Annotated in this window: 14 protein-coding genes; 1 reads left to right on the plus strand and 13 read right to left on the minus strand. The window is 69.4% G+C overall.

What is annotated here, in order from left to right; genetic code table 11:
* Positions 1-19: 19 nt before the first annotated feature.
* The 9 genes from ACFZDJ_RS14130 to fabG all read right to left on the minus strand — a co-directional run bounded on the left by ACFZDJ_RS14130 (position 20) and on the right by fabG (position 8,821).
* On the minus strand, positions 20-1,744 hold the full coding sequence (locus tag ACFZDJ_RS14130; RefSeq protein ID WP_391058968.1) for a relaxase/mobilization nuclease domain-containing protein: 1,725 nt from the start codon (positions 1,742-1,744) through the stop codon (positions 20-22).
* Positions 1,741-2,097: a plasmid mobilization protein gene (locus tag ACFZDJ_RS14135; RefSeq protein ID WP_391059176.1), complete on the minus strand. Its 357-nt coding sequence runs from the start codon at positions 2,095-2,097 to the stop codon at positions 1,741-1,743. Before ACFZDJ_RS14135 ends, ACFZDJ_RS14130 begins: the two co-directional genes overlap by 4 nt.
* Positions 2,098-2,399: 302 nt before the next feature.
* On the minus strand, positions 2,400-2,567 hold the full coding sequence (locus ACFZDJ_RS14140) for a hypothetical protein (protein WP_391058971.1): 168 nt from the start codon (positions 2,565-2,567) through the stop codon (positions 2,400-2,402).
* Between the two features lie 165 nt (positions 2,568-2,732).
* Positions 2,733-2,924, minus strand: coding sequence for a hypothetical protein (locus ACFZDJ_RS14145; protein WP_391058974.1), 192 nt, complete (start codon positions 2,922-2,924; stop codon positions 2,733-2,735).
* Entirely contained in the window at positions 2,921-4,627 is a 1,707-nt protein-coding gene (locus ACFZDJ_RS14150) for a hypothetical protein (protein ID WP_391058976.1), read from the minus strand. The genes ACFZDJ_RS14145 and ACFZDJ_RS14150 overlap by 4 nt, the downstream gene beginning before the upstream one ends.
* Positions 4,624-5,277, minus strand: a complete 654-nt coding sequence (locus ACFZDJ_RS14155; protein ID WP_391058979.1) for a WhiB family transcriptional regulator — start codon at positions 5,275-5,277, stop codon at positions 4,624-4,626. The genes ACFZDJ_RS14150 and ACFZDJ_RS14155 overlap by 4 nt, the downstream gene beginning before the upstream one ends.
* 146 nt (positions 5,278-5,423) lie before the next feature.
* Positions 5,424-6,116 (minus strand): hypothetical protein, encoded by a 693-nt coding sequence (locus tag ACFZDJ_RS14160; RefSeq protein ID WP_391058982.1) that lies wholly within the window; start codon positions 6,114-6,116, stop codon positions 5,424-5,426.
* Between the two features lie 5 nt (positions 6,117-6,121).
* On the minus strand, positions 6,122-7,027 hold the full coding sequence (locus ACFZDJ_RS14165; RefSeq protein WP_391058983.1) for a helix-turn-helix domain-containing protein: 906 nt from the start codon (positions 7,025-7,027) through the stop codon (positions 6,122-6,124).
* A gap of 1,074 nt (positions 7,028-8,101) precedes the next feature.
* Positions 8,102-8,821, minus strand: a complete 720-nt coding sequence (gene fabG, locus ACFZDJ_RS14170; protein ID WP_391058986.1) for a 3-oxoacyl-ACP reductase FabG — start codon at positions 8,819-8,821, stop codon at positions 8,102-8,104.
* A 327-nt stretch (positions 8,822-9,148) separates the two neighbouring features.
* Here fabG and ACFZDJ_RS14175 point away from each other — a divergent pair, with 327 nt between their 5' ends.
* On the plus strand, positions 9,149-9,958 hold the full coding sequence (locus tag ACFZDJ_RS14175; RefSeq protein ID WP_391058988.1) for a helix-turn-helix domain-containing protein: 810 nt from the start codon (positions 9,149-9,151) through the stop codon (positions 9,956-9,958).
* A 799-nt stretch (positions 9,959-10,757) separates the two neighbouring features.
* On the opposite strand, the gene ACFZDJ_RS14180 is transcribed toward ACFZDJ_RS14175, so the two are convergent.
* From ACFZDJ_RS14180 to ACFZDJ_RS14195, 4 genes are read right to left on the minus strand one after another with little or no spacing between them, the layout of a single operon-like run.
* On the minus strand, positions 10,758-11,537 hold the full coding sequence (locus ACFZDJ_RS14180) for an aldo/keto reductase (RefSeq protein WP_391058991.1): 780 nt from the start codon (positions 11,535-11,537) through the stop codon (positions 10,758-10,760).
* A complete protein-coding gene (locus ACFZDJ_RS14185; RefSeq protein WP_391058993.1) occupies positions 11,534-12,130 on the minus strand; it encodes an AAA family ATPase in 597 nt (198 codons plus the stop codon). The genes ACFZDJ_RS14180 and ACFZDJ_RS14185 overlap by 4 nt, the downstream gene beginning before the upstream one ends.
* The gene (locus ACFZDJ_RS14190; protein ID WP_391058997.1) at positions 12,127-12,732 is read right to left on the minus strand and encodes an exonuclease domain-containing protein; all 606 of its coding nucleotides are present in this window, start codon (positions 12,730-12,732) and stop codon (positions 12,127-12,129) included. Before ACFZDJ_RS14190 ends, ACFZDJ_RS14185 begins: the two co-directional genes overlap by 4 nt.
* Positions 12,729-13,919 (minus strand): radical SAM protein, encoded by a 1,191-nt coding sequence (locus tag ACFZDJ_RS14195; RefSeq protein WP_391058999.1) that lies wholly within the window; start codon positions 13,917-13,919, stop codon positions 12,729-12,731. The genes ACFZDJ_RS14190 and ACFZDJ_RS14195 overlap by 4 nt, the downstream gene beginning before the upstream one ends.
* Positions 13,920-13,935: the final 16 nt, after the last annotated feature.

The raw sequence follows: 13,935 nt of genomic DNA on the forward strand, positions 1-13,935 counted from the left end.
AACTCTAAGAATGTTGAATTCAGCGGGACTTGGCTGAGCGCTCCTTGCGGTTCGTCGGACGCTTCGCTGCACCGCGGCCGGCGGTGGGCGCGGTGGCCGTGGGACCGGGCATGGCGGAAGCGTCGGCGGGCAGGTCGGCCATACGACGCAGCCGCCACACGAGGACGTCGCTGATCGAGTCGGCGGTGCCCAGTTCGCGCCGCGCGGCAGCCTCGGCCAGGAGCGCGGCCGGGTCGTGCCCGGCGCTCTCGACGTCGGCGAGCGTGGCGGCCAGCGCGTACCATCCCGGCTCGGCGAGGACCTGCTCGGCCAGCTCCGGTACCGCCTGGCGCAGGTGGGCGGTCTGCTTGCGCTGCAGGGGCTGGGACAGGCGCCGACCGCGCTGGTGCATGACGCCCAAATACACTGGCGCGGCGGCCTGGTAGGCGGCGCGCAGGTGCTCGGCGGCCTGGCGGGCAGCCGCGGCCTGCTGGGCGTGCTCCTTCATTCCGTGCCAGTGGGCGGCGGCGGTGACCAGGAAGAACATCATGTCGATCAGCATCGAGGTGGTGGCGCCGTCCTCCCCACGGCCGAGTGCCGGCCCGCTGTGGACGAGGTCGCGGGCGGCCTGCCGCAGACCGCGGGCGTGCCCGCGCTGGGCCCGGATGTGGGAGCGGGTGGCCCTCTCGAACGCGAAGGCGGCGTCGCGCAGTTCGCGGCGGGTGTGCGCGGCCGAGGTCTTGGCGAGCGCGTCGAGGACCTCGCCGCCCGCGGCGATCAGCGCGGCGATCTGTCCGTCGTCACCCTGATCGACGAGGAGTACGGCCTGCCAGGACGCCGACGTCGCTTGGCGGCGTGCGGTCGAGGGGCTGACACGCGCCGAGCCGGAGGAGTGGTCCGTGGTGGCGTCGCGGCCGGGTTCGGGGGCGTTGCCGGCCCACCGTTCGCGGATACGGGGCAGGGAGAGGTCGGGCGCGAGGGTGGAGCCCGAATAGTAGATCGGTTCCTGGTCCTCGTTGCGGTCCTCGGGCAGCGCGACCTTGTAGCCGAGCAGATCGCCGGAGGGCGCGACGCGCTGGCTGACCAGGAGGCCGGCGGCGGCGAGGCGGTCGAAGAACTCCTGCTCGCCGGCGACGCCGGCGGCGGCGCGGCGCACCGTCTCGCGCAGCTCCTCGCGTGACGTTCGCTCCTTGCCCCGGCGGTTGGCCTTATGGCGTTCCGCACTGGAGGGGCGCTTGGCGGCGGTTCCGTCGCCGGTGTTCAACCGGCGTAGTCCGTAGTCGATTTCGATCTTCCGTGCTTCCGCCTGGGAGCGGGCGCCATCGTGGCGGATACGGGCCTGGCGGCCGTCATGGCGGACGACGGTGGCGATGATGTGGATGTGGTCGTCGGCATGGCGGACGGCCGCCCAGCGGCAGGCGTCGTCGTCGCCATCGGGTGCGATACCGGTGGCGGACACCATGCGGCGGGCGATGTCCGCCCACTGCTCGTCGGTGAGGATCGGGTCTTCGGGGGCGGCGCGAACGGAGAGGTGCCAGACGTGTTCGGCGGGCCTGGCGCTTTCGGGCAGGGCCATGACGGGCTGGTCGAGCAGTCGCTGCAGGTCGCCGTACGTCGCCCTGGGGTCGCGGCCGGGGTCGGGGGCCAGGCGGTCCCACGCCGCGACGAGGTGGGGGTCGATGTGCTCCTCGGCGTTGCCGGGCCCATACAGGTACTTCAGCAGGCCGTAGGTGTCATCGCCCATGTCGTGGACTGAGGGGATCATGCGGCCGGACGCTCGACGTCCAGGTAGCGCTGGACCAAGGAGTCCACGCGCAAGGCCACTCGGTCGACGCCCGCGAGGACTGCCTTGGCCTGCGGCGCCAGCTCGTCCGAATTCAGCGCCGCCGCAACCTGGTTGAGGTTGTTGCCGATCCGGTTCAGTGCGGTTCGCAGGTCGAACAGCTCCTTCACCATCTCGCGCTCGCCGGCGATCTCTGCGGCGGTGAGGTCGAGGTTGCGGGCAGCTTTGAGGGCGGCACGGGAAAGGTAGTTGGCGATGCTCATGTTGCAGACGGCAGCGGCACGGACGAGCAGTTGGTACTCGTCGTCGTTCATGCGGCAGCTCGGCTGGTGCATGCGCTTCTTCTCGTCGCGCAGGCGCTCACGCTGCTGGACGTGAGGCTTGGGCGGTGTGGCGTGGGCGCAGTCGGTGCTGTGGCAGGAGTGGCTGCCCCCCTCTTCTGGATGCGAGCCGCCCTCGGCCGCATCTTGACGGATCGGCGCCCCCTGGCGCCGATCCGCTCCCGCCACCCCCGGGGCGGGAGACGCAAGAGCATTGCTCCCAACGGGAGCAATGCTCTTGCACCAACTTGCTTCCGCTGAGAGGGAGTTGGTTTCCGGCTCACCCGTCTCGGGGGTGGGGTTTGTCGTCGGGTTTGTCATCGGGTGCGGTTCCTCGTGGTGCGGATGCGGTGCTGGATGTCGGCGGCGAGATCGACCATGGCGGTCGGGCCGTCGAGGAGTTGGACGGGGGATTCGGCGCGGTGCTGGACGAGCCACTGGCCGTTGGGGGCCGGCACGGCGGCGTGCAGGAGCTGGTGGCGCACGAGCACTTCCGCCCAGGCGGCGGCCTCGGCGGTGGACGGTGTGTGCGTACGCGGGTGAAGGGCAGGAATGGCGGGTTCCTCCAGCGCGGGGGCGGCGGCCTGGCCGAGACCGGGCTACCGGAAGGATTGATGGAAACAGGCGTTTGGCCTGCTGGTTTATGAAGGTCAGCCGCACTCGGGGCAGCGATCGAGGTGCCGGTTCAGGGCCCGCGCCATGTTCCGCGTCAGGGAGGCGGCGTTCCTCGCGCTGGTCTTCGCCGACGCCGATCCCTGGTAACGCTCGGCATGACCGCGCAGGAGGCGGATGTCCTGCTCGAAGCCGGACTTGATGTGCGCGAAGCGCTGGCAGTTCTTCATCGAGCCGTACTCCGTGCCGTCGTGGTGCCCGCTGTGTCGCGGAGCTGCTGCAAAACCGGCGTCAGCCGCTCGTTCCGACCTCCCCGGATCTGCTGGGCGCGCAGGATTTCCCGGAGCTGAACCCGGGTCAGGGACTCGTTCCCGTCGCGCTCCAGCAGCGCGGGCACGTGGGGACGGACCCGCTCGACCATCTCCTCCACGCTCAGCTTCTGCTGCTTCCGGGACCCAGTGGACTGACCGCTGCGCGGCCGGTTCCGGGACGCCCTCGTCTTCGAGGTTCGCCGTACGGGGACTGGGAGGGGACGGTCCCCCTGGGGGGCGGTCCCTGTTTCGGCGTCGGGGCGTTCGCGGTCCCCGTCGTCGTCGGGGACCGCGTGGGGACGGTCCCCAACGGGTTCCATCCCCGCTTCGGTGTCCGGGTGCTGCAGTCCCCCGTCTTCAGCGGGGACGGCCGCCGATGACGGGCCTGCGCCACCCTGAGCAGCGGATTCGTGCACGTTGTCAGCACTGCCACTCGCGTCATCGTCGGGCTCTTCGGCCCCGGCGGGCACGGTTTCCCGGTCCCCGACCGCTGCCTCCTGGCCCTCATGCAGCAGGCCCAAGCCGGACTTGGCGGCTCGGCCCCCGTTGCCGAGAGAGACCGGGTGGGGACGGTCCCCGTCGGGTTCGTGTCCCGTCCCCGGTTCCGTGCCGTTCCCGTCTGCCCGGTCCCCAATCGGTGCGGGGCTTCGGGGACCGCCGTCGGGGACCGTCCCCACCCCCGTACTTGCTGGCATCCCGTTCACCGCCGACGTCGCGATGGACGCGTAGAGAGGGGACCAGTCCCCGCGATCGGCGTCCTGCTCGCGCGCGGGCTGAATCCAGGGCGACGGCAGGATCACGGTGGCGAGCTCCGCGGCGTGCCGGCGCGCGGCCAGCTGCTCCAGAAGCGCACGACGCTGCTGCGGGTCGGTGCCGACACCGGATCGTGCGAGAGCCGACTGAAGCCGACGCGTGACCCGGCAGCCACGACCGTTCTCACGTTCCTCCTCGGGCATCGAGGCCAGGAGGGAGGCGAGCGCCACGGCCCGTCGGGTCGCGCGGTCCTTGGTGATCTGCGCGGCATCGCGGTTGCGGGTGGCGATACCCAGGCGGGAGAGAAGACGCTCCCGCACTTCGCGTCCGAGCGTGGCCACCAGACCTTGCGAGGCGGCGTCGGGCTTGTGCAGCCGCAGCTCGATGCCCATGGCCAGGTGCCACAGCACAGCCGCCATGACCGGCCCGACGAAGGCCCGCACGGTGCCGCCCACCGTGCCCGACTCGGCGTACGCGGGGATGATCTGCACCCCGGTGATCACCCAGACCAGGCCGCCCGGGAGACCGGACGCTCCCTGGGTCTTCAGGTTCTGCCGGGCCATCAGCGCGGTCGCGAACAACGCCAGTTCGGCCGCGCTGAACATCATGGCCCGCTCCACCGTGCCGGCCATGTCGAGGTAGTCGGCGGCGAACCGCCAGCTGGTGTCGGCGCTGTAGGCGGTGCAGTTGAGGGCGGCGATTGCCGCGACCCAGACCGCGGGGGTGCCGGCGCTCTGGCCGCCCGACCGGGTCCTGTTGCGCAGGACCGACCATCGTGCCACCACCAGGGCGAGCACGCCGACGGCTGCGACGAGGTGAACGGGCTCGATGCCGGCAGGAAGGAACGGCATGGCGATGGGGTGAGTCATGCGGCCTTTCGGAGAGCGGCGATCAGGGCGTGGGTCTGCGCCTGGCGGGGCACCTGCACCAGGGATGCGGCGTCCTCGGTGTCCCCACCCGAGGCGTCTTTGTCCTCGGCGTACTCGTCGTCGGTGGCCTCTTCCGGTTCGGCCTGGCCCCAGTAGCGGTCGCGGTCGGCGACGGCGTGTGCGGCGTTGCGCATCAGGTCGCGCGCCCAGTCGAGGTTGTCGAGCCGCAGGGCGTAGGCGAGGCGCTCGGGGCTCCAGCCGCGCACGTAGGCGTGGCGAGTGACGGCTTCGCGCTCGGCGTCGCTGAGGTGGACGTCCCGGCCTTCGAAGGCGGCCTTGACCCGGACGTAGTCCAGGCGCTTGTTGACCCGGGCGTGCCAGGGGCGGCGCTCGTCCTCGGTGAGCCCGCCCCACATGCCCTGTCGGATCTCGTTGTCGAGGGCGTAGTCGAAGCACGCCTTCTTCACCGGGCAGCCGCCGCAGATCGCCTTGGCCTCGGCGATAGCACGGTGGTTGCGGGCCGCGTGGAAGAACAGTTTGTCGATCTCCTTTGCCGGCAGACCGTGGCATAGGCCCCGTTCCTGCCAGCTGTGATCGGCGATGCCCCGGATCGTCGGGGCGGGTGTGTCGTTGGTGGCGATGTGGCGCAAGGCAGTCTCCGGAAGTCGCCTCGGTCGGTGCGGGGCGCGCGGCACCGGCGGCTGACGGGGTGCGGCGGGGCGCTTCGAGGCGGGCTCGGGGTACGGCGTCGGGCCGTACCGCAGGCGGAACGTTTCTGTGGAGAAGCGGGCTGCACTCAGGCGGCGGATGCCTGTTGGGCCTGTGCAGCCAGGGCACTGTCGATGCGGCCGGGGTGGACCGTGGCGCGCGGCGCGTTGCCCCGGGCGGTTCCGTCGAGGCTGATGCGACGGCGGCGGCACGGCTCGCCCTTGTCGGCGTGACACCAGTCGCACGGCACGCCGAGAACGTCGGGTCCTCCGGCGGCGATGGCGGCTTCGCGGGCGGCGCGGGCAGGCCGGTAGGGGGCCAGCGCGGCGCGTGCGGCGGGCGGGATGTAGGAGCCGACGGCGGCCAGCTGGTCCTTGAGACCGGGCCGGTGCCGCCCCGCGGTGATCCCGCGATGTGCCGCGGGGGCGGCCTGCCCGGCGGCCACGGCATCCCGAGCCGCCAGCAGCTCCGTCCGCCAGGCTTGTGGGTTGTCCGGATCGGCCGCCGGGGTCGGGTCGGTGTGCCGCACCAGACGGTCGCGGCGGTACGCCTGCCAATCGCGGGCCACGTCCGCCGGCAGGATCGGGTACGGCGACATCACGATGCGTTTGCGGACGATCCCGCGCGCGTCCCAGCCCTGACCGGTGGTCATCGGGACGTCGTTGAGCAGCTCGTGCCAGGTGTCGAGCTGGTTGTCGGCCTCGCCCGGGTCGGTGCGGATGAGGCGGGGGTCGAGGCGGCCGGCGTAGGTGAGTACGGCAGCAACTTCGCGGTGGTCCAAGGCAGTTACTCCGTTCCAGTTCGTTTGTCGACGGCGGCGAGCAGGGCGGCCATGTGCGCGTCGGCGCGAGTCATGCCTGTCGGCGGGGTGGGGGTGCCACCGGGCAGGGCATAGAGGTTCGGGCGTTGGGGGGTGGGGCTGTGCTCACGGGCGATCCAGGACCGCCAGTCGGTAGCCCACGCTGCGGTGGAGCGAGGACTCCAGGTGCTGCGGTGGTGGCGCCACTTCGCGTCGGCGGCCTCCAGGCCCTGCTCGCCGAGGCGGGCGAGGTGCCCCTGCTGCTGCGCCCAGGACAGGGTCGCGTCGTCCACCTGCCAGTCCGCGGCGGAGGTGAGATCGGCAGCACTACTGCTGCTGTACCTACGGTTCACCTTCGGTTCACTACGGTTCTGGGGGTCAGAATCCGACCCGGGAAGGGGTCGGGATCTGACCCGGGGAGGGGTCGGATTCTGACGAGAGGGGTCGGGATCTGACCCGGTCAGGTTCTGGCGACGGGGGGCGGGTTCCGACCCTGTCTTGCGCCAGATGCCGTGCTTGCGCAGCCGCTCGATGTCCAGCTCGGGCACCGGATCGGACGTGGCCAGGGGCTCGACGTACGCCTCGGGGTCGTCCTCCCAGGCTGCCGCGACCTTGGCCAGCCATGCAGCGGTGCGCGGCAGCCGGTAGACCGTGCTGTGCTGCGGGCTGTCGAGGTCGTCCAGTACCTCCAGCTCGCCGATCTCGGCCAGCGAGGCCAAGGCGCTTCGCACGGCGTTGCGGCTGGCGTTCGTACGCTTCATCAGCGAGGTGAGGGACGCCCAGGCGACGCACTGCTCGTCGGTGATCCGGTCCGCGATCGACAGCAGGACCAAGCGTGTGTTTCCGCGGCTGGCGCTGTACTCCCACACCCATTCGCGGGCGTCCCGGCTCATCGGGCCACCGCCCAAACGGGGCGGGTGCCGACGAGCGGCTCCGGCGTGAGCGCACCGAACCGTCGGTGCGCCGGCAGGGAGTCGGACGGCGAACCAGGGTCGGCTGCCGCGCGGGCCGGGGACGTCGGCCTTTGGCGCAGGGCAGGCGGCATGTAAGACTCTCCTTCGTAGTGAAACCCGCGCCGGTGCGCCTCGTAGGAAAGGACCGGTGCGGTGAAGGTGGGTAAATCTCCGCCCTTGCCGGGGCAGGAGTGCCATTTGGCGTTCGGCGTCCGGGAGTTACCGCTCCATGGACGCCGTCGCTGTTTTCGGGGCTATGCCACCGGACTGGATCGAGCGTTCCGCATATGGCTCCTAGTGGTCATCTGCTGCCGGGCGGTGCGCCCGGCGAGGGACGACGAACATATGCAGAGCCTGCGGCAAGATCCAGACCTTGCTAAAGGACTCTCTACAAGTCGCAGTGGAGGACGGCGGAATCTGTCCCCACGGGTGGAGGCTGCGGGCCGCGACGCCGGCAGCGACTGATCACCCCGACGCGCTCGGTGATGAACTTCACGGCGCCCCTCGTATCTCACGCCACAACGCAGGGCAGCGTCGAACAGGGCGAGTTCGGGGTCGCCGGACAAGGCGGCGTGCTCGGAGGCACCCGCCACGTAGACGTAGAAGGCGCGAACCGCCGATGTCGTAGGCACAGCAGCCAGTGGCGAGGAATGCGACCCACGCCGTCGGCGCAGACGGCCGCGCCGTTTCAACGTGGGCTCGGGGCGCAGAGTCAGCCATCCGCCCACGAGCACGACGACTGGCAGCGCGACGTCGGCGGTGATCACAGGTGGCATCGCGTAGGAGACGCCGGCAGAGGTACGGCGGTGGGATGGGCATCTGAGACAACCACTCCTGGCACGGGCGGCGCACCGAACGCCGGCAGATGGCCACCCGGTGCCGGTCGCGCAGGAAGGCGGCTGCGGCGGGGCGCTGTCCGCCGAACGAACTCTGAGCACCACAGCGTGCGTCCTGATCTGCCCGCGCCGGCGGTACAGCGCAAAGCGGCGCAGGCGGTCGTCGGGGGAGGAGGGACTAGTGCCCCATGGAGATGCCGCCGTCGACCGGCATCACGGCGCCAGTGATGTAGGCGGCTTCCTCGCTGGCCAGAAAGGCGATGGCCGAGGCGATCTCCTCCGGGTTCCCGATCCGGCCCAGCGGAACGTCACCGATGATCTTCGCGACGCGCTCCTCGGGCAGCGCCGCGGCCATGGCGGTGTTGGTCAGCCCCGGAGCCACGATGTTCACGGTGATCCCGCGCGAGCCGATCTCCCTGGCCAGCGAGCGGCCGAAGCCGATCAGACCCGCCTTCGAAGCCGCGTAGTTGGTCTGGCCGGCTTCGCCCTTGAGCGCGACGGCCGAGGACACCAGGATGATCCGGCCGCGCCTGGCCTTCAGCATGCCGCGCACAGCCCGCTTGGCCAGCCGGTAGGAGGCCGTGAGGTTCGTGTCGAGGACTGCGGCGAAGTCCTCTTCCGACATGCGCAGCAGCAGGTTATCCCGGGTGATGCCGGCGTTGACCACCAGGACCTCGACCGGGCCGTGCTCGGCCTCGACCTCCTTGAAGGCGCTCTCGACCTCTTCGGGGTCGGTGACGTCGCAGTACACGGGCAAGGCGCCGTCGTGGACGAGATCGAACGAGGCACTTTCGGTGCGGTGGGTGAAGGCGACGAGGTCGTCGCGCTGGAGGAATGCGCGGACCGTGGCGTGCCCGATTCCACGGTTTCCGCCGGTGATCAGAACAGAGCGCGACATGGAGATCCTTTACACGAGTCGGCTGGCTTGGTTCACCGTCGCGGAGATCGCGTCGCGGCGGCGGTGCCAGTGACAGTAAGACGTCGCTGTGTGATTCAAAGGAACGCAAAGGTTGTGCTTATCCTGGGCATGGGAACTGACAGTTCCCATTGCCCGATGAAGAGCCATTGCGTTCCAGATATTGGACACGGTGTGCGACGTCAACTCCCTTACGTGCGGGCCGTGATGCGCTGAGCGGCCAACGGGAAAAGGGGGATGTGAATGCGCGGGTAATGTGACCTGGGTCTCAGTGCCTGTCGTTATGTAAGCGTTATGAATGAGAGTGAGATGCAGAACCCGATAGTCACCCGCATTCTGCAGCAAGCGCGGGCGCGTCGTGACACATCAGACATCCCGGGCTTTGAAGCGGCTTTCGGGACGGGTCAACCCTCCGGAATCACGCAGGAACAGGTGGCCCGCCTGGCCGGCGTCAGCCGTCGCTGGTACGGCAATCTGGAGGCCGGGCGCCCCGCCAACTACAGTGACGCGTTCCTCCAGGCCGTGCGGCGCATCCTCGACCTGAACGACGAGGAATGGGGCATCGTCTACCGCGTCACCCGCGGCCATGCCCCTGCAGCCGCCCCCGTCAGTCACCTCGGCGCTCTGCTGCCCGACGCGTTCCGCGCCTTCATCGAGGAGAGCCGCACCTGGGCCCTCTACCTCAATGACTACCGCTGGGACGTCCTGGCCTACAACGCCAAGACCCTGGAGTACTTCCCGTGGATGCAGTACGGACTTAACGTCATGGAGTGGGCCCTCGCCTGGCCCGAGGCGCGCACCCAGCTCGTCAACTGGGAAGAGGAGTGGGCCAAGCCCATGATGGCCCAGCTGCGCGTGCACGCCGAAGAGTGGCGCACCGACGAGCGCATGCGGGCCGTGGTCGAAACCGTCCGAGCCGACCCGACCGCACGCAAGCTCTGGGACGCACCTGACCTGCCCGCCATTACCCACCCGGCTTCGGAACAACCCCGCCGCTTCTATCTGGCGGGCCGGGGGAACCAGGAATTCGCCGTCCGGTTCATGGCAGGAACACCTGACGAACTTCCCTCATGCCGCCTCATGGTCGTTACACCCGCAGAGGCTGTATCGAGCAACTAGGTCTTGGTCTTGGTGGTGTTGGTCCTCGACAGATTCGGATGCCGGAGCTGTGGCTCGGCAGTCGAGGAATATGTCAGGCGGCGCGGCTGGCGACGGCATGCGTGCTGACCCTGCTTGGCGGCCTTTTCCGCTGCAGCGGATGACGGAGAATCCCCCCGATCAGGTGGGCGTGCTGTGGCCTCGGTTTGCAGAGAGTATTTTCTATTGCGCTGAACTCCCAGTGTTTATAGGCTATTTCAGCGCCTTCGCCGTCAAGTCGATGGAAGGGCCGGAGGTGTCCAGGGCGAAGATGGGGCCGCAGTGTTGCTGAGAGGCGGGCTGCCATCCCGTACGGCACCGCCTTCGATACAGGCTGTCGTGCCCGTGGCGAGAGCTTGCAGAGCGACGAGAATCCTCAGCCTCGCCTCGGGCCGCACCTCGCCGATGAACTGATACGTGGGCATGACGCGCACGTTGGCCCGAGGGTCGCGGTAGGCCAGGCCATCAACCGCTGCACTGGTCATCAGCGCGGATGCCAGCACGTGGGTGATGACCTTCCGCCGACGAGTCTGCACCCGATCCACGACGACCCGCCGAAGGATGGGGAGACCTTCGCGCGAAGCAAGTACCCGCTGAGCCGCCTCCTCCGGGGACTGCCCCACGCGGACATCGCCGACGGGCAACATGAGCATCCCGCACAGGTCGGCGACTGCGAGGCAGTCCGTGCCGACTGGTATTAAGAGTGCGATGCCGACGATCGGGGGGCGCCAGTCCGCGTACGGAGTTCTGCGCTGTGTGGGTATCGCGGCGGTGGTGGGCGTCAAAGGGAGCCCCCTTGTACTGCTGCCGCGATCTGGGCGAGGTGCTGTGGTCGGCTGGTGCTGGGGATGGGAGCGATGTGGCTTCCACGATCGAGGAGCCAATTCAGGGGTTCGGCGGGTCCGTTGGTACGGGCGAGGAGGCCGGCGCCGAGCGGTCGGAAGGCAACGTAGGGAATGCCGAGTTCGCCGCACACCTCCACCGCGTCGTCGAAACGGTCGGTGGTGTTGAAGACGTTCTGCACCGCGGCGACCGTCAGGGTCTTCCCCACCAGGCGGATGACCTCGGGGGTGACCTTGGACAGGCCGATGTGCCCGATCTTTCCCTCATCCTGCAGCGCCTTCAGGAGGGCGATCTGATCGTCGAGTGCCACCTCGGGATCGATGCGATGCAGGTAGCACAACTCCAGCCGCTCCACGTCCAGTCGGCGCAGGCTCGCTTCCACGCAGGCCCGCAGGTAATAGGGGTTGCCGAGAGGTATCCACTGACCTGGACCTGGGCGCACGAAGCCGACCTTCGTGGCGATCAGCATGTGCTCCGGGTACGGGTAGAGCGCGTCGCGGATCAACTGCTCGGCCGTGTGGGGGCCGTAGGCGTCGGCAGTGTCGATATGGCTGATGCCATACGTGTGTACGGCCTGGCGCAGGACGCTGAGCGCGGTCTCACGGTCTGCGGGTTTGCCCCAGGTGCCGGGGCCGGTCAGGCGCATCGTCCCGAAGCCGAGCCGGGACACAGACTTCCCGGCGATGGTGATGGCGCCCCCGGGCAGCGCGGATGTCATACGAGGGCCTCCGTCAGGCAGCTCCGCACGGCTTCGTCGACGATGTGGGCCTGGCTGTCGGGGTCGCTGTAGACCCGGAGGTGGGGGATGTCGTCGCGGTCCAGGAGCTGGTGGGCATGGCGGTCGACGAGGCGACGGTAGCGGGGGTCGTAGTCGTGGCTGCTGGCGACCGGCACGCTCTCGTCGAGGACGGTCGCCAACAGCAGGTGGCACTTGGGGAGCTGGGTGGCGGCGAGGGTGAGGAGGCGCTCGCGTTCCGTCCGGGGAGCGGTTTCGCCGCGGTATTCGAGCGCGGCGTGGAAGTAGGCGAGGGCGTCGTGGGCGGCTCGGTCGAGGAGGACGACTTCGGCGCCCTGGGCGATGGCGGCGATCTCGTCGGCAACCCCTTGCGTGATGATCCACTCGGTGGACTGGGCGGTGTGGTGCTGCATCTTGGGCAGGCCGGCCGCTGCGGCGCGTTTACCGAGTCGGCTGGTGCGGCCCACGGTGATTCCTTCGGCGCGCAGTTCCATCTCTATGCGCTTCAGGAGCGTGGTCTTGCCGGTGGAGTGGGTGCCGAGCACTCCGATACGGATGGGCTGGTGGGTGGTCACCACAGGGTGGGGTCCTCTTCTGGTTGTGGGGCGCCGGGCAGGCCGGGCGGCACGGCCGCAGCGATCAGCTGGTCCCAGGTCTCGAAGTGGCCGGCCATGGCGAGCAGGAGCTGGGCCGTGGCGTAGGCGTCGTAGGTCGCGCGGTGTCGGCCAACCCTCGGGGCCTGCGACAAGTCCGGGGTCACGTGTTTGATCAGGGCGTCGAGGGTGTACGACGACAAGTCCGTATAGGTCGCCTTGGCCAGGCGCAGGGTGTCGATGACCCCGGCCGGCTTCCACGCGGGTAGGTGGCGATGCAACTCCCGGTAATCGACATGGGCGTTGTGGGCGCAGATCCAGTCCTGGCCGAGGAAGTCACCTACCTCGTCGGCGAGTTGAGCCCATACGGGCTGGTCGGCGAGGACGTCGTTGGTCAGGCCGTGGATGCCCGCCGCCCGTGCCGTGACCGGCCGCTCGGGGCGGATCAGCCATGCTCCGGCTGTGGAGGTATCGGGGACTCCGGCGCGGACGGGCAGTGCCGCGATCTCGACGAGGTCGGGCGGGTTGGTGCCGTTGCCCTCGACGTCGACGACGAGCAGCGGGGGCCAGGAGGCGAAGTTCATGGCGTGATGGGTCCGTTCTCCGCCTCCCAGCCAATGGGGGCCCGGCCGTGTCGGCGGTAGAGGTGGGGCTTGGCGCGGTCGTGGCACTGGTAGCCGAACCCGTGCTGGAGGTAGTAGCGCGGCGGCTCGTCCAGTCCCTCGACGACGATGGCACGATCGTTGATCTCAACGTCGCCGATCGCGCCGAGGGCGCGCGCCTGCCGGGTGACTTCCGCCAGATCCGGCCTGGCCCAAGCCCCTTTGCACAAGGCGATCTGCTCGGGCGGGCAGATGCGGCACAGCTCCTCGATTCCGAAGTGGCCGTTGTAATCGGCCTCGCCGTGGGCGTAGGCGACGCCGCAGCTCGTCTTGAGGAACAAGGTCCCCCACGGGGCGCCGCCGGGCTCATTCCGGGACGCGTACGCCTCCGTGATCCGCTGCTCGGCCAGCTCCGGCATGATCTTCCGCCGAGCCGTCGCGTCGTACGGCGTCGGCAGGCCGTGTGCCTCGTAGTAGGCCCTGATCTCGTCGCGGAAGAACAGGCCGGTGAACACGGTGGCGTGGGCGTGCAGGGACAGTTCGCGAGCTCGCTCGATGTGCTCGTCGGAGTCGTTGAGGCCCGGCACGATCGGACGCCAGTACAGGACGGTCCGGTAGCGGTCGGCGTGCTCGTACAGCATGCGGAGGCTGTCGGCCGCGTACGTCGAGTTCACCGGCTCGATGGCCGGGTCGTCGATGCCGGAGTGCGTCACCAGAATGGTCAGGCGCAGGTTCGTGTGGGAGTTGAGGACGGCGCAGTCCTGGGCGCTCACGCGCCAGCGCGTGATGACCAGGACGTGGTTGGTCAGGCCGCGGTCGTCGAGGTCGCGCAGTACGGCGAACAGGTGCGGCTTGACTACCGGCAGCATCGGGTCGGTGGCCCGGTTGAACAGCTGGATCGGTGTCCGGTGCGGCCGGAAGTAGGGGTGGCTGACGAGGGCGGCGACGGCGGCCTCGTCGGTCATCAGGCGCTTCGGCGTCTTCATGTCGAAGTTGTCGAACAGGTGGCGCACGCAGTAGCCGCACTCCAGCGGGCAGCCGACGATGTGGTTGAGCGACAGCCCGGACTTGCGGTATTCGATCACCTCGGCGAGCGCGGGCTTCAACTCGCCGATCTGCTCCCCGGTCAGGAGCGGAAGCAGGCGGCCAGGTACGACGGGAACGGTCATCAGGACCTCCACACGG

This window comes from Streptomyces sp. NPDC007896, assembly GCF_042959425.1.
Classification (GTDB): domain Bacteria; phylum Actinomycetota; class Actinomycetes; order Streptomycetales; family Streptomycetaceae; genus Streptomyces.